The sequence below is a fragment of the Kitasatospora sp. NPDC091207 genome, assembly GCF_044768625.1.
Classification (GTDB): domain Bacteria; phylum Actinomycetota; class Actinomycetes; order Streptomycetales; family Streptomycetaceae; genus Kitasatospora.
Genome location: NZ_JBIVVS010000046.1, coordinates 16,691 through 32,560 on the forward strand (window position 1 = coordinate 16,691; position 15,870 = coordinate 32,560).

General features: G+C 73.8%; 10 protein-coding genes, 1 tRNA gene and 1 pseudogene. 9 read left to right on the forward strand and 3 right to left on the reverse strand.

What is annotated here, in order from left to right; all coding sequences use genetic code 11:
• The first annotated feature begins 207 nt into the window (after window positions 1-207).
• From ACIQTO_RS37190 to ACIQTO_RS37200, 3 genes are all read left to right on the forward strand, one after another.
• Window positions 208-2,553: an acetyl/propionyl/methylcrotonyl-CoA carboxylase subunit alpha gene (locus ACIQTO_RS37190; RefSeq protein WP_402397946.1), complete on the forward strand. Its 2,346-nt coding sequence runs from the start codon at window positions 208-210 to the stop codon at window positions 2,551-2,553.
• Window positions 2,550-3,539, forward strand: coding sequence for a hydroxymethylglutaryl-CoA lyase (locus tag ACIQTO_RS37195; protein WP_402397948.1), 990 nt, complete (start codon window positions 2,550-2,552; stop codon window positions 3,537-3,539). The genes ACIQTO_RS37190 and ACIQTO_RS37195 overlap by 4 nt, the downstream gene beginning before the upstream one ends.
• Before the next feature lie 236 nt (window positions 3,540-3,775).
• On the forward strand, window positions 3,776-4,966 hold the full coding sequence (locus ACIQTO_RS37200) for an acyl-CoA dehydrogenase family protein (protein ID WP_402397950.1): 1,191 nt from the start codon (window positions 3,776-3,778) through the stop codon (window positions 4,964-4,966).
• 291 nt (window positions 4,967-5,257) lie between these two features.
• Here ACIQTO_RS37200 and ACIQTO_RS37205 read toward each other — a convergent pair whose 3' ends face one another.
• A complete protein-coding gene (locus tag ACIQTO_RS37205; RefSeq protein ID WP_402397952.1) occupies window positions 5,258-5,785 on the reverse strand; it encodes a universal stress protein in 528 nt (175 codons plus the stop codon).
• 926 nt (window positions 5,786-6,711) lie between these two features.
• Between ACIQTO_RS37205 and ACIQTO_RS37210 the strand changes: the two genes are divergently transcribed.
• Window positions 6,712-7,548, forward strand: a complete 837-nt coding sequence (locus ACIQTO_RS37210; RefSeq protein WP_402397954.1) for an HAD family hydrolase — start codon at window positions 6,712-6,714, stop codon at window positions 7,546-7,548.
• Window positions 7,549-8,240: 692 nt separating this feature from the next.
• Here the strand turns inward: ACIQTO_RS37210 and ACIQTO_RS37215 are convergent.
• Window positions 8,241-9,041, reverse strand: coding sequence for a GNAT family N-acetyltransferase (locus tag ACIQTO_RS37215; protein WP_402397956.1), 801 nt, complete (start codon window positions 9,039-9,041; stop codon window positions 8,241-8,243).
• 1,077 nt (window positions 9,042-10,118) lie between these two features.
• Here ACIQTO_RS37215 and ACIQTO_RS37220 point away from each other — a divergent pair.
• The 5 genes and pseudogenes from ACIQTO_RS37220 to ACIQTO_RS37240 form a co-directional block, all read left to right on the forward strand.
• A pseudogene (locus ACIQTO_RS37220) lies at window positions 10,119-11,121 on the forward strand (helix-turn-helix domain-containing protein); the annotation flags it as partial.
• A gap of 811 nt (window positions 11,122-11,932) precedes the next feature.
• Window positions 11,933-12,535 (forward strand): oligoribonuclease, encoded by a 603-nt coding sequence (orn, locus tag ACIQTO_RS37225; protein WP_402397958.1) that lies wholly within the window; start codon window positions 11,933-11,935, stop codon window positions 12,533-12,535.
• 167 nt (window positions 12,536-12,702) lie between these two features.
• Window positions 12,703-12,778: transfer RNA gene (locus tag ACIQTO_RS37230), tRNA-His, on the forward strand.
• A 124-nt stretch (window positions 12,779-12,902) separates the two neighbouring features.
• Window positions 12,903-13,349 carry a DUF4442 domain-containing protein gene (locus ACIQTO_RS37235; protein ID WP_402397960.1) on the forward strand — a complete coding sequence of 149 codons (447 nt, stop codon included), beginning with the start codon at window positions 12,903-12,905 and terminating at the stop codon, window positions 13,347-13,349.
• 157 nt (window positions 13,350-13,506) lie between these two features.
• Window positions 13,507-14,532 carry a hypothetical protein gene (locus ACIQTO_RS37240; protein WP_402397962.1) on the forward strand — a complete coding sequence of 342 codons (1,026 nt, stop codon included), beginning with the start codon at window positions 13,507-13,509 and terminating at the stop codon, window positions 14,530-14,532.
• 98 nt (window positions 14,533-14,630) lie between these two features.
• Here the strand turns inward: ACIQTO_RS37240 and ACIQTO_RS37245 are convergent, their stop codons facing one another.
• Window positions 14,631-15,569, reverse strand: coding sequence for a spermidine synthase (locus ACIQTO_RS37245; RefSeq protein ID WP_402397964.1), 939 nt, complete (start codon window positions 15,567-15,569; stop codon window positions 14,631-14,633).
• Window positions 15,570-15,870: the final 301 nt, after the last annotated feature.

Below are 15,870 nucleotides of genomic sequence, written 5' to 3' on the forward strand. Positions count from 1 at the left end.
CCCGACCCGGCGCACGGGCACCGTCGCATCGGGCCGGACCGACCACCGGACCGATCACCGAACCGGCGGCGGGCGGCCAAGGCGGGCGTCCGACCCGACCGCCGCCCTTCCGACCCGTCGGTCCCCCGACCGCACACGGCGCGCCGCTTCTGCCGCCTCCCACCACCTCCTTCGTACGGCTCCCCTCGACCCGGAGGATCACCTCCCATGTTCGACACAGTTCTGGTCGCCAACCGTGGCGAGATCGCCGTCCGGGTGATCCGCACGCTGCGGCGACTCGGCGTACGCTCCGTCGCCGTGTTCAGCGACGCGGACGCCGACGCGCCCCACGTCCGCGAGGCCGATGTCGCGGTGCGGCTCGGACCGGCCGACCGCAGCGACAGCTCGGCCGCCGAGACGTACCTGCGGACCGACCAGATCCTCGCCGCGGCCCGCCGCACCGGCGCCCAGGCCGTTCACCCCGGCTACGGCTTCCTCGCCGAGAACTCCTCCTTCGCCCGTGCCTGCGCCGACGCGGGCCTGGTCTTCATCGGACCTCCTCCTGCCGCGGTCGAGCTGATGGGGGACAAGATCAACGCCAAGGAGGCCGTTCGGGCCGCCGGAGTGCCGGTGGTGCCGGGCAGCCAGGCTGCCGCGCCCACCGACGGGGAACTCGTCGCGGCCGCCGACGAGATCGGCTATCCCGTCCTGCTCAAGCCGTCCGCCGGCGGTGGCGGCAAGGGCATGCGCCTGGTGCGGGACCGGGCCGAGCTGCCGACCGAGATCGCCGCCGCCCGGCGGGTCGCCCGCACCGCCTTCGGCGACGACACCCTGTTGCTGGAACGGTGGGTCGACCGGCCCCGCCACATCGAGGTTCAGGTGCTCGCCGACGCCCACGGCACCACCGTCCACCTCGGCGAGCGCGAGTGCAGTCTGCAGCGCCGCCACCAGAAGCTGATCGAAGAAGCACCCTCCCTTCTCCTCAATGCCGAGACCCGCGCCGCCATGGGCGCGGCCGCCGTCCGCGCCGCGGAGTCCTGCGGCTACACCGGGGCCGGCACCGTGGAGTTCATCGTTCCCGGCCTCGACCCGGACTCCCCCGTTCCCTCCGAGGGGGTACGGGACTTCTTCTTCATGGAGATGAACACCCGCCTCCAGGTGGAACACCCCGTCACCGAACTCGCCGTCGCCGTCAGCAGCACCACCGACGGCTCCGCCGGGACGGGTACCGCCCGGCCGCAGCGGCTGGACCTGGTCGAGTGGCAGCTGCGGATCGCCTCCGGCGAGCGCCTCACCTTCTCCCAGCCGGACATCTCCTTCCTGGGCCACGCCATCGAGGCCCGAATCTGCGCCGAGGACCCGGAACGGGACTTCCTCCCCACCGGCGGACGCATCCTGGTCCTCGACGAGCCGCGGGGAGAGGGCATCCGGGTGGACTCGGGAGTCGCCCCGGGCACCGTCATCACCAGCTCCTACGACCCCATGCTGGCCAAGGTCATCGCGTACGGGCCCGACCGCCCGACCGCGTTGCGCCGACTCCGCGCCGCGCTGGCCGACACCCGGATCCTCGGCGTGACCACCAACACGGGCTTCCTGCGACGGCTGCTCGCACACCCCGACGTCACCGCGGGCCGGCTGGACACCGGGCTGGTGGAGCAGACGGCCCAGCAGCAGCCCGCACTGCTCGCCTCGCCCTATGCTCCGGCCGACGCGGCTTCCGCCACCGACACCGCCGACACCGCGGACACCACCGCCGTCCGGCCCGTCGAGCCCCCGACGCCCGCACACCTCCTCTACTACGCGGCCGCGTTCGCGCGGCACCTGAGCCTCACCCCCGCCACCGACAGCGGTGGTTGGACCGATCCCTTCTCCCTTCCCTCCGGCTGGCGCATCGGCGGTGACGCGGCCTGGACCACCCATCGACTCCGTACCCCCGGCCGGGACCCGGTGTCGGTGAGCATCCGTCCGATCACTGCCCGCAACGTAGCCGAGGCCACTGACATTCCCCCGGGCGTCACTCCCGAGGTGGACATCCGGCTCGGCTCCGGACCGGTCCACCGCGCCCGGGCCGTGCGGTCGGGCGACCGGTTGCACCTCACCGCCGACGGCCTGCAGACGACGTTCGCCCTGACCGTCGACGACGCCCCCGGCGCTGCCGCCGGCCCGGTGACCTGGCTCGGGATCGACGGCGACGCCTGGCCGGTGCACGGGTACGACCCGGTCGGCGAGAGCAGTGCCGCCGGCGCGGCCCACCACGGAGCCCTCACCGCCCCGATGCCCGGCACCGTCACCGTCGTGAAGACCACCGCCGGTGAGGCGGTCCGGAAGGGCCAGCCGCTGCTCGTCCTGGAGGCCATGAAGATGGAGCACGTGATCGCCGCCCCGCACGACGGCACCGTGAGCGAACTGCGGGCCACCGCGGGCGCCACGGTGGCGATGGAGGAACTGCTGGTCGTGGTCACCCCGGCCGAGGACGGACCGGCCGGCGAGACGTCCGGGGGCGGCGGACCGGCCTCCGGCGGACCGGTGGCGAGCGGGCCGGCCGGCGCGGTCACCGCCGGGGTGCGGTCATGACCGCCGGAACCGGCCCCGAGCCGGACGCGCTGGACCTGGGCCTGCCCGCGGAGGTCCGCGTCCCGGGCCTGCCCGAGGAGGTCCGGATCCACGAGGTCGGACCGCGCGACGGCCTGCAGAACGAGAGCGCCCTCGTCCCCGTGGAGGTCAAGGCCGAGTTCATCGCCCGACTCGCCGACGCCGGGCTGCGCACGGTCGAGGCCACCAGCTTCGTTCACCCGAAGTGGGTACCGCAGCTCGCCGACGCCGAGGAGCTCGCGCCCCGGCTCGCCGGGTTGCCCTCCCGCCACCCCGGTCTGCGGCTGCCGGTCCTGGTGCCCAACGAACGCGGCCTGGACCGCGCGCTCGCCCACCACGCCACCGACATCGCGGTGTTCGCCAGCGCCACCGAGACCTTCGCGCGGCGCAACCTCAACCGCTCGGCGGACGAGGCGATGGCGATGTTCCGGCCGGTGGTGGAGCGGGCCACCGGAGCCGGGATCCGGGTGCGCGGCTACCTGTCGATGTGCTTCGGCGACCCGTGGGAGGGTCCGGTGCCGGCCGATCAGGTGATCGGCTTCGGCGTCCGGCTGCTGGAGATGGGCTGCACCGAGCTGAGCCTCGGCGACACCATCGGCGTCGCCACCCCCGGCCAGGTCACCGCACTGCTGGACGGCTTCGGCAGGGCCGGCGTACCGGTCGAGCGGCTCGCGGTGCACTTCCACGACACCTACGGCCAGGCACTCAGCAACACGCTGGCCGCGCTGCGCGGCGGCGTGACCACGGTCGACGCCTCGGCCGGCGGCCTGGGCGGCTGCCCGTACGCCAAGAGCGCCACCGGCAACCTGGCCACCGAGGATCTGGTCTGGATGCTGCACGGTCTCGGCATCCGGACCGGGGTCGACCTCCGGGCCCTGGTGGCCACCAGTGGCTGGATGGCGCGGCAGCTCGGCCGGCCGAGCCCGTCGCGCACCGTCCAGGCGCTGCTCGGCAACGACCGGAACTGACCCACCCGACACCCCGTACCGCACCGCACGGCATGTCACCGCAACGCACCACCACACCGCACCGCATCGCAACGCGCCACCGCAACGAACCGGCACCGGCCGCGACCCGGTCCGGCCGGGTCCGTACGACACCGCCCGTCCGCCCAGCACACCGCATGTCCATCACATCGTCGGATTGACATGCGGTCATCCCGATCACGCCCGCGGCCACCCCGGCCGGGCCCCAGGAGGATCACATGCTCGATCACCGGCTGAACAGCGAGTACGAGGAACTGCGGCGCACTGTGGCCGAGTTCGCCCAGGACGTGGTCGCGCCGAAGATCGGCGAGTTCTACGAGCAGGGCGAGTTCCCCTACGAGATCGTCCGGGAGATGGGACGGATGGGCCTCTTCGGTCTGCCCTTCTCCGAGGAGTACGGGGGCATGGGCGGCGACTACTTCGCGCTCTGCCTGGCCCTGGAGGAGCTGGCGCGGGTCGACTCCTCGGTCGCGATCACCCTGGAGGCCGCGGTCTCCCTCGGCGCGATGCCGATCTACCGCTTCGGGACGGAGGAGCAGAAGCGCGAGTGGCTGCCCCGGCTGACCTCCGGCGAACTCCTCGGAGCGTTCGGCCTGACCGAGCCCGAGGGCGGCTCCGACGCCGGCGCGACCCGCACCACGGCGCGCTACGACGAGGCCACCGACGAGTGGGTCATCAACGGCACGAAGTGCTTCATCACCAACTCCGGCACCGAGATCACCGGCCTGGTCACCGTCACCGCGCTCACCGAACCGATCGCTCGTTCGAGTGAAGAGGGCGAAATCCCCTCGCCACGGCGCGAAATCTCTTCCATCATCGTGCCCACCGGAACCCCGGGGTTCCAGGTGTCGAAGAAGTACTCGAAGGTCGGGTGGAACGCATCCGACACCCGCGAATTGTCCTTTACCGACTGCCGCGTTCCCGCGGCCAACCTGCTGGGCGAGCGTGGCCGCGGCTACGCCCAGTTCCTGCGGATCCTCGACGAGGGCCGCATCGCGATCGCAGCCCTGGGCACCGGCCTGGCCCAGGGGTGCGTCGACCAGTCCGTTGCCTACGCCGGCCAGCGCCGGGCCTTCGGCCGTCCTATCGGCGCCAACCAGGCCATCCAGTTCAAGCTCGCCGACATGGAGATGCGCGCCCACGTCTCCCGCCTGGCCTGGCGGGACGCCGCATCCCGGCTGCTGCACGCCGAACCGTTCAAGAAGGAGGCCGCGATCGCCAAGCTGTACTCGTCCGAGGCCGCCGTCGACAACGCCCGTGAGGCGACCCAGATCCACGGCGGGTACGGCTTCATGAACGAATTCCCGGTCGCGCGCTTCTGGCGTGACTGCAAGATCCTCGAAATCGGGGAGGGCACCTCGGAGGTCCAGCGCATGCTCATCGCCCGTGAGCTCGGCGTCACCTCCTGAGGCACCCGCACCAGCCCCGGGCGTTGCCGCCGCCCCCGTTCTCCCGCTCCTCGGCCGGTCGGTGCACCGGTCGGCCGAGGAGCGGAAGGATCGGGGCCGGCGCCCGTCACTCATCGGCATCCGTCAGAAGTCCGGCAATCCGTCGAAGAGGAGGCATCCAGGACTCATACCGACAGTGCGGTGGACGAGCACCGGAGACGCCGAACGGCGATTACCGGCACCCGGAGTCCGGCGACGAGTCCGGCGCCAAGGTCGGTGCCCAGACCGACACCCACCGGGCCCGACGACCCGTCAGGGGATGACAATCACCGGGCGGTTGGCGCGACGGGCCAGCCGGCCGGAGACCGAACCGAAGATCTTGCCGAGCAGGCCGTGCGTGCTGCCGACCACGATCGCGTCCGCGGCGTACTCGCGGCCGACCTCCTCGATCTCATGGCAGATGTCGCCGCCGCGCTCGACCAGGATCCAGGGCACCCCGGCGAGGAAGTCCGCGCACGCGAGCTCCAGGCCGAGCACCTCGGTCCGGTGGTCGGGAAGGTCGACGAACACGGGAGGCTCACAGCCCGCCCAGACCGTGGCGGGGAGGCGATTGGCGACGTGGACGATCACCAGGCCGCACTTCGAGCGACGAGCCATGCCCACCGCGTAGGCGAGGGCGCGCTCGCTCGACAGTGAACCGTCGAAACCCACCACCACGCCGTGCTGAAAGGCGGGGTCACACGAGCCGCCGGGCGACTCCTGCGCCGTCGGCTCACCCGAGGTGCTCGGCAGGCCGGTGCCTCCCGGGTGGTCGGCACCCGGACCCAGGCGGCCTGTCATCGCCGACTCCGCGCGGTCGGTCCGATGATCGCCCCGCTGCTCGCGGGAACCGGGGCGGCCCCGGCGCGCGATGTCGCGGAGCAGGCGCGAGAAACTGCGGGCATCCACGGCGTCCGCACCCTCGTCAGGGGCCGCACTCGTATCAGGGGCCGCGCCGCCCACGCCGGGCTCTGCGCGTCCGCCGCCGCCTCCCCCGGCCACTGCGCCCGCACTGCGGACCGCATCCGGTTCAACCGGTCGGGAGGACTCAAAACCAGCCATGGCTCAAGGCTCTTCGCAGGAGGTGGGCCGACAAGAGAGGACAAAGCTGCCCCGGCAGCAGGCCCGCCCACGGGAACACGTCGGTCTGCGCCGAGCACCACCGTTTGTGACCTGTTCCTTTCAGAGTACGACGGGCAGGAGACTCAGCCCAGCGGCAAAGCCTCGGAACGGCTTTGTTACCGCGAATGGAGGTGCGCTCGCCGGCGGCGATGCGCCCCCTGCCAGCGCGCGGTCGCGCCCCCTCTGGCAAAGGAGGTTCTCTGGAGCTTGACTGAGCGGACGGGGCGATGCAACAGGCCACCGGGACACCGTGACCGGACTGTCATTGATCGACAACGATCCGTCGCCATCCGTCACCGGCCGCCGCCGCCGGCCGACCCCCGGACCGGGCTGGCACGACCCACATCATCGTGCGCGGTCGCGCGCCCTCTTCACCCTCCGGCCGCCGCCTCCGGCCGGTTCCGGACCGCCTCCGGAGCCTGCCCCCGGGCGGCGTTCCCCCGACACCGTTCGCCGGCCGAACCAGCGCCTCCACGCTCGCTGCGCAGCCCCGCATCGGCCCGGCCCATCCGCACCGGTATCCATTTCAGCCATTTCGCACAGGTTCGCGACGCCGTCTGGCATTTGCCAGGTGCATACACGCGGCCGCTGGCACCATGCTCGACATGCCCCTGCTCCTGTTCGACCTCGACAACACGCTGCTCCCCAGGGACGCCGCTTTCCGGGCCTGGGCTCGGGCCTTTCTGGCCGAACGAAGCCTCCCGCCGGGCGACCTCGACTGGCTCGTCACCATCGACGGCGGCGGCTATGTGCCGCGCAGCACCGTACTGTCCGCGACCCAGCGCCGCTACGGGTTGGACGACTCTCTCGACTTCCTGCTCGCGCACTACCGACGCGGCATCAACTCCCACATCCACTGCCCGTCCGGAACCGTCGACGCACTGCGGGCGGCGCGCGCGGCCGGGTGGACGCTCGGCATCGTCAGCAACGGCAGTACCCGGCCCCAGTTGGAGAAGATCCGCCGGACCGGGCTCGGGCCGATGGTCGACGGCTGGGTCATCTCGGAGGAGGCCGAGTGCGTCAAGCCGGATCCGTTGATCTTCGAGATCGCCGCGCAGCGGTGCGGCATCGCGCCCACCGGTGACTGGGCCTCCCACACCTGGATGGTCGGGGACCACCCACCCGCCGACATCGCGGGCGCGGAGCTGGCCGGGCTGCGCAGCGTCTGGCTGCACCACGGCCGGCCCTGGGCCGAACCGGGCTACCGGCCGACGCTGAAGGCGGCCGGTCTGCCGGAGGCCGTCGGGCAGGTGCTCTCCGCACGCAACGCCCCGGGAGCCCGGCCGGGTATCCGGGCCGCCGGGCCGGACCGCCGGCACACGGTGGGCACGGTGGCGGGCAGCCGCTGGCTCCGGGGCCACACCGGAGCCACGCTGCCCGGTGCCGCGTTGCCCAGTAGCGCTCAGCCCGGGGCGCTGCCCGGCGTGCGGCCCAGCGCGTAGCCGTCGCTCTCCGCCCCGGACGGCCCGCGTGCGCCTGTTCCCGGCGACCGCCCGGACCGTGGCGCCGCAGCCACCGCGGCGGCTCGCCGTGTCCGAAACCGTTCAGCCGGAGTTGCCGCCGCCGACGGCAGCGGACCGGTCGACGAGGAACCAGCGCTCCCCACCGGCCGGAGACTCACCGCACACCGGACGACCCGACCCGTGATCCCCTCACCCGTTCCCGTCTCCCCTCGCCTCTTGCCCGCAGCCCGCAGCCCGGCAGCCCGGCAGCCCGCCCGATGCCCGCGCTCCGGACCACACCACCGGCCGGGCACCACCGCACCGCACCACCGCACCGCACCACCGACCGGCACCGGACACCCGCGCAGCGGACCGCTCCGGGGCGACCGGCCGCCTCGCGCGCCCGGTTCACCAACGCCGGCAACGGTGTGGCCAGCACCCCGCCGCCCTGCAGACACCGAGGCGGTCCCAGCGCCCGGGCAATGCAGGCGATGCAGGCGATGCAGACGGCCGGACCCTCCCGCACGGCCCCAGCGGGCCTCAGCCGGCCTCGACACCCGGGCCGCTCACGCTGCCTGCCGGGGGGCGCGCGAGCGAGCGCGCGGAGGTTACGGGGTGAGCCCCTGCCGCAGCGTCCGCGCCCCGGTGGAACGCCGGGCGGCCCGCGGTCGGAGTGGCGGCTCGGGCGGACGCTACTGCTTCGAGGCCTCGGGCAGCGACCACCAGTGGCTGTGCCCGCGCACGGTGAAACCGAGCTTGCGGTAGAGGGGTTCGCCGAGCGCGGTGGCGATCAGGGTGGCCGGACGGTCGGGGTGCGCGGCGGCCAGCGCGGTCTCCAGAACGGCACGCGCCACCCCCCGGGAGCGGTGTGCGGGGAGCGTCGCGACCCAGTACACACCGGTGGCCCGACCGTCGTCGTAGGTCAGGCAGGCACCGGCCAGGTCACCGGCTATCCTGGCGCGCCAGGCCCGCAAGCCCGGCTCGTGCCGGAGGCCTTCGGGCAGCATCCCGGCCCGCGTCCAGGGCTGACGGTCCGTGATGGGAAATCCCTCGACCACCGCGTGCTCGACGTCGGCGAACGCGTCGTCGTCCAAAGCCTCATCGACCGTCAGGTCGCCCCCGCCGAGGGCTCCGGAGGAGGGCACCGCTCCGAGCGGAGGCGCTTCGAGCGAGCCCGGTTCACGGACCATCACGGGCATCGCCCGACCATGGACACAGCCGAACCGCGACATGTCCAGTCCGAGGTACGGGTCCTCCAGGGTGACCCGGGTGGTGGACCACTCCTCCAGAAGGGCCGCCAGCTCCTGCTCCAGCAGCGCCGGTTCGTCATAGGGCCGGGTCACCACGATGCGGTGGGCGTCCGGAGTGCGTGCGCAGCGGGCCGCGGTGAATCCGGGGCGGACGAGCGTCTGCCAGCCGTGCACACGGGCTTGGGTGAGCCAGAAAGCGGCGGCATTGTCGTTGGCCTGTTCGAGCCGGCTGAGGTTATTCACGACAGGACGGTAGCGCGGGCGACGGACGACCGATCCACGGCCCCGACACTGGCCGGATGAAGCCAAGGAGGCGCACACATCGAGAATCGTGCGCCCTGCCGTGCACCGCCTATTTTCGGTCAATCTCGCGCGACTCCCCCGCCCTTGGGCAAAGCCGCAGCCCAGACGCGCCGGCCGGGCACGCCGAAGCCGGGCGCCCCAGGACCGGCCCCGCGACAACCAGCCACCGTTGCACCGGCCCCCTTCCCAGAAGGGTCGACGGGTGCCACGCTTCGTGATCGAATGCATCACGCCAAATTGCCATGTCGACATAGCGTCGGATGGTGAACTTGTCACAACGGCAACGGTCCACCCGATAGATTCGATCTTGGCTAGCAGTGCCGCACCACCACACCACACCACCGAGGGGGCTTGAGCGCCTTGAGCAGGGTGAGCAGGAGCGACGCGGGTCCTGACAGCGACCGGGCCGTGGCCGGTATCGCGGGTCGGTCCGCGAGAGGCACCGGCGTTTCGGCCATCGCTGCCAACCCCCGTTCGTCCGGCACCTCCAGCGCCGCCCCATACGTCTCATCCGTCTCTGGCGGCACATCGGCCACACCAGCCGCAGCCGCCTCAGCGACCTCCGGCGCCGGTGTCTTCTCCGCCGCCCCGGACCAGGCCGGACGGACAGTCACCCGATCCGTCGTCAGTCCATCGGCCTCCCAGGGCCCGGCCGCGGGTGGCCATTCGGGCCCGTCGGTTCCCGGCCATCCTGGCGGCCACGGCGGCGCCCACCCCGGCGGGCACCCGCTCGGCCAGGCGCTCGGCCGTCCGGGCCACGACGCGGCGTTCCCCGCCTTCTCCGGCGGCCCGGTCCCGACCGCCGCGACCGCGGGGTCGGCCTCCGCCGGCATGCACGCCGCCCTGACGGCCGCCGGCCTGCCGGGCGGCATGCCCGGCCAGACCTCGAACAGCCAGCATCCGATCGGTCAGAACCCGGGTGGCCAGAACCCGAACAGCCAGAGCCTCAACGGCCACGGCCCCGGCGGCCACGGCATCGGTGGCGGGTCCGGCCTGCACGGCCCCTCGATCCCCACCATGTCCACCGCCCCCCGGAAGCTCTCGGGCCGGCGTCGGCGCGAGACCGTCGCGGTGCTGATCTTCGGCGGGGCCCCGATCTTCGAGAGCTCCATCCCGCTCTCCGTCTTCGGGGTCGACCGTCAGGACGCCGGGGTCCCCCGCTACCGCCTGCTGGTCTGCGCCGGCGAGGAGGGACCGCTGGCCACGACCGGCGGCCTGACCCTCTCCGCCCCGTACGGGCTGGAGGCGCTCGCCCGGGCGGGCACCATCGTCGTACCGGCCTGGCGCTCGATCTCGCAGCCGCCGCCGGTCGAGGCGATCACCGCACTGCGCAAGGCGCACCACGAGGGCGCGCGGATCATCGGCCTCTGCACCGGCGCGTTCGTCCTCGCGGCCGCCGGCCTGCTGGACGGCCGCCCCGCGACCACCCACTGGATGTACGCGCCGACCCTGGCCAAGCGCTACCCCCGGGTCCATGTCGACCCGCGCGAGCTCTTCGTCGACGACGGCGACGTCCTGACCTCGGCCGGCACGGCCGCCGGCATCGACCTCTGCCTGCACGTGGTGCGCAGTGACCACGGTGCCGAGGCCGCCAACGCACTGGCCCGCCGCCTGGTGGTGCCCAGCCGCCGCAGCGGTGGAGGACAGGCCCAGTACATCGATCAGTCTTTACCGGAAGAGATCGGCAACGACCCGCTGGCCGAGGTGGTCACCTGGGCGCTGGAGAACCTCAACCAGCAGTTCGACGTCGAGGTGCTGGCCGCGCGCGCCTACATGAGCCGGCGCACGTTCGACCGCCGGTTCCGCACGCTGACCGGCAGCGCCCCGCTGCAGTGGCTGATCACCCAGCGGGTGCTCCAGGCACAGCGGCTGCTGGAGACGTCGGAGCTGTCGGTGGACGATGTCGCCCGCCGCTGCGGCTTCCGGTCGCCGGTGGCGCTGCGCGGGCACTTCCGGCGCCAGCTCGGGGTCTCGCCGGCCGCCTACCGGACCAGCTACCGGGCCCGTCGCCCCGGGCCGGCCTCGCCGACGCCGACGCACCCCGGTGACCTCCGGCTGGCCGGTGCCGTGCCGCAGTCGGCCGCGGCGCATGCCGCTGCAGCGGCCGCGGCCACGGCGGCGGGCGGCGCGGTGCCGGGGCAGCACGGGCAGGCGTCCGGGTCGCCGTATCCGCTCGGCGGCTCCGCGCACCCGGGCCCGCACGGGCAGCACGGCCAGCACGGGCAACCGTCCTCGCAGGGGGTCCACGCGCGTGCCTCCCAGCCCTACCCGCATCCGCAGGCGGCCCACCAGCCGCACCCCGGCCAGCCGGGCGCGGGGCGCGGTCCGGCGCGGCCGCCGCTGGTCCCGGCGCAGGCCGGTCCCGGGGCGGGCCGGCCGCCGCGCACGGCGGAGCACGCCGCGGCGGAGGACGGTCAGCCGCAGCCCGGGGCCCGCGGTCAGGGCCAGGGGCACCGCAGTACGGCCGAGCGGCCGTCGGAGGACACCGCCGACGGCCGGGGCCACGGTGCGGCCACCGGTCGGGCGACGGCGTCGGCCGCTCCGGTGACGCCGGACGGTCGGGCCCGCCAGGGTCGCGCTCCCCAGGTCCGGCCGCAGGGCGGCCGCGCCGTGAGCCCGGACGGAACCCGTGAGCCGCGTGACCCCCGTCCCGCCCGGGACGGCCACCAGGCGCATCCGGTTCACCCCGCCAACCAGGCCGGCCAGGCCCGGGAGACGCACGAGCCGGACGGCCACGGCCAGGACGCGCACGGTTCGGAGACCCGCGCCCCGGCACCCCGCTCGGCTCCTCCGGTGCCCGTGGCGCGTGATCGCGCCGTAGGGTGAGTGGCGTGAATGACCGTTTGGTATGGATCGACTGTGAAATGACAGGCCTCGACCTCGACCGGGACGCCCTGGTCGAGGTCGCGGCCCTGGTGACGGACTCCGAGCTGAACATCCTCGGCGAGGGCGTCGACGTCATCATCCGCCCGCCCGCCGAGGCCCTGGCGAACATGCCCGAGGTGGTGCGCACGATGCACACCTCCTCCGGGCTGCTCGACGAGCTGGAGCACGGGGTCACGCTCGCCGAGGCGGAGGCGCTCGTCCTCGCCTATGTGCGCGAGCACGCGCCGGAGGCCGGGCGGACGCCGCTGTGCGGGAACTCCGTGGCGACCGACCGCGGCTTCCTGTCCCGGGACATGCCCGCCCTGGAGGGCCACCTGCACTACCGGATCGTCGACGTCTCCTCGATCAAGGAGCTGGCCCGGCGCTGGTACCCGAGGGCGTACTACAACAGCCCGCAGAAGGGCGGCAACCACCGGGCTCTCGCGGACATCCGCGAGAGCATCGACGAACTGCGGTACTACCGCGAGGCGGTGTTCGTCGCGCAGCCCGGTCCGGACACCGACACCGCGCGCGCGATCGCCGAGAAGTACCAGGCCGCGACGGACTGACCCGCCCGCACCTCCCGGGTCCGGGGCCCGCCCGGAAAGGGCCACCGGACCCGGGGGGCCGCCCTCGTCGGGCCGATCGAAACCCTGGCGCGAGCACCCTCTCGGATCCTGTATTGTTCTTCCTGTCGGAACGGGAACGCGAGGAGCGGGAACGGACCGGACAGATGGTGGGTGTAGCTCAGTTGGTAGAGCACCTGGTTGTGGTCCAGGTGGCCGCGGGTTCGAGTCCCGTCACTCACCCCAGAGCCTGAGGGGCCGATCTCTTCAAGAGATCGGCCCCTCAGGCGTTTTCGCGTTCCCTCACATTCCGCGGTTTCCCTCCCGGGAGATCTGCCACCAGATGCTACCGACTAGTAACATCGCTGCCATGACCACACCTTCGATCGGCCAGCTGCTCGACTCGACCGTGCCGATGGCACGCACCCTCAAGCTGGAGTACCTGGAGACGACGCCGGAGCGTGCCGTCCTCCGGCTGCCGGACCAGCCCGAGTACCACAACCACGTCGGCGGCCCGCACGCCGGCGCGATGTTCACCCTCGCCGAGTCCGCGAGCGGCTGCATCGTGCTGGGCGCCTTCGGTGCCCAGCTCTCGCGCGCCGTGCCGCTCGCGGTGAGCGCCGAGATCTCGTACAAGAAGCTCGCCATGGGTGCCGTCACCGCCACCGCGGTGCTCGGGCGTCCGGTCCCGGACATCGTCGCCGAGCTCGACAAGGGCGAGCGGCCGGAGTTCCCCGTCACGGTCGAGATCACCCGCGCCGACGGTGCTGTGACCGGCGTCATGACCGTCATCTGGACCCTGCGTCCCAACTCCTGAGCCCCGTAGGAGCGCTGGTTCCGGGACCGGCGGCCGTCTCACCCGCCCCCGTCACAGCGTCCACCGGCGGGACCGGCCCGGCGGCCGAGGGTCGGAGTGATGACTGTCCGTGACGGCGGCCGTGACCTCACGGCCCGTCCGCTCGTTCTCAACTCACGTGCGAGCCAATCACGCGGCCAAGGCGCCGGAACCCGTCCGACCCGCCGTCGTCGCCGCGCGGCGCCCGGGCGGCCGGTGGCTGCCCCGTCCGCGCGTCCTCGCGGCGGGCGGGGCGCTCCTCGCACAGCTCTGGGGGCTGGGGGCGGCCACCGCCTACGCCGCCGCCGGGCCGCTCCCGGAGCCGGTCAGCCGTACCGTCGGTCGGACGCTGGACGGCGGCCCGGTCCTCGACGGGGGGTCAGCCGAACACTCCGCGGGTACGGCCGACCAGGGCGCGCCGCCGCACCACCCGACGTCGGCGCACTCCCCCCAGCAGGCGGCACCCGACCGAGCGGCACCCGACCACGCGCCCGCCGGGCAGCCGCTCCCGGGCCACCCACCGCCTGACCAGGCGGCCCCCCAGCAGGCGGCGCCCGGTCAGGCGGCGTCGCCCGGCGTCCTCGGGCAGCTCACCGATCCGGCCGTCGCAGCGGTCCCGGTGCCCGGCCTGGAGACGGCGACCGCGCCCGTGGGCAGCCTGCTCCAGGACCGGATCAGAGCGGGCGGACTGCCACTGCCCGGCCAGCGGGCCTCCCTTCCCGACGCGTTCGCGATCGCCTCCGGACTGCTCGGCCCCACCCCCGCCCAGACCCGCGCCACCGGGACGCGCGCCTCCCGGGACGGCGACCCCGGCGGGCCGGCCGCCGAACCCCGCCGGGCGGGCGGCGCCCCCGCCCCGGCCGCGTCACCCGCCCCGCCGGCCGGTGGGTCGCACGGCACCGCCGCGCCGCCGCCCGCCCACGATTCCGCCGACCACCGGGAGCACGCCGGACGGCCCGGCCCCGACGGGGGCGAGAGCACCCGGGCCGTCACCTCCGACCGGGCCGCGGCGCGCGAGAACCCCACCGTGACCGACACGGCCGCCACCCCGGCCGGGCACGGCCTCGCCGGTACCGGGACGGCCGTGCTCGCACCCATCACGGCCGGGTTGCTGCTCACCGGCGCCGCGATGTGCAAGCACCGGGGGCTGCCGCGCGGGCACTGAGCCGGGCCCGGGCGACGCGGCGGCCACCGGCCGGGGTCGGCGTCCGGGGGGCGCCGTCGGAACCACGAACGGTTCCGACGGCCGGCCGGGGCGGTCGGCTACCGGAAGACCTCCGGCGGCGGGGCCGGGGAGGGAGCCGCGGTGAGGTCGGTGGCGGGGGCCGCGCCGGCGGCGAAGTCGGCCAGGGTGCGGCCGTGTTCGACCCGGCCCAGGGCGGCGTCCGAGGCCACCTTGCGGCTCAGTTCGGCGATCGGGAGCGCCGTGTGCGCGGCGGCCAGGATCAGGTTCCCGAAGCGCTTGCCGCGCAGCACGGCCGGGTCGGCCACCAGGCAGAGTTCGGGGAAGACCGCGCCGAGGGTGGCGATCTGCGAACGGGCGAAGGGCAGCGCCGAGCCGTCGGCGATGTTCACCGCGTACCACCCGCCGGGAGCGAGCGCGCGGGCTGCCAGCGCGGTGAATTCGACGGTGGTGCAGTGGGCCGGGACACGGGCACCGGAGAAGACGTCGGCGATCACCAGGTCGACGGTGCCCTCGGGGGTCCGTTCCAGGACGCCGCGGGCGTCCGCACCCCGCACCTTGATCTGCCAGCCGCGCTCCAGCGGGAGTTCGGCACGGACGAGTTCGGTGAGCGCGGTGTCGATCTCGGCGACCTGCTGGCGGGAGCGCGGGCGGGTGGCCGCGACATAGCGGGCCAGGGTGAGAGCACCGCCCCCGAGGTGCAGGACGGTCAGCGGCCGGCCGGGTGGGGCGACCAGGTCGATCAGGTGGCCGAGCCGACGCTGGTACTCGAAGCCCAGGTGGGTCGGGTCGGCGAGGTCGACCATGGACTGCGGCGCGCCGTCGATCAGCAGCGACCAGGCGGACGGGCGGTCACGATCGGGGCGGAGTTCGGCCAGCCCGGAGTCGACGGGGCGGCTGAGCGGCCCCTGGGCGTGCGTGCGGCCGCCGGAACCGGTGACCGCCGGCTGCGGCTCCGCCGTCGTACGGCCCTTGTCCGTGCTGCGGCCGGCCCTGCTGCTTCGTCCCATACCGGCCATTATCGCCGCCGGCGCGAAAGTCTCCGCAGCTCAGCGGAGTAGCCGGGAGAGGGGGCGGTGGAGCGGGCGGAGCCCGGCAGTGGGCCCGGATCTGGCCGGGTGGCCGGCTCGGCGCTCCGCTGCGGGACCGGGCGGCCGGTACGGGCCGCGGCACGAATCGCGACACCAGCCGCAGAAACGGGCCTCAGAACGGACCTCGGAGCGGACCTCAGCTTGACGTTTAACCTCGGCGGGCCTGGTGTTCCTTGATCGACTCGGCGCGTTTGACCGTTTTGCCGACGTCGTGGTGCTTGGCGCGTTG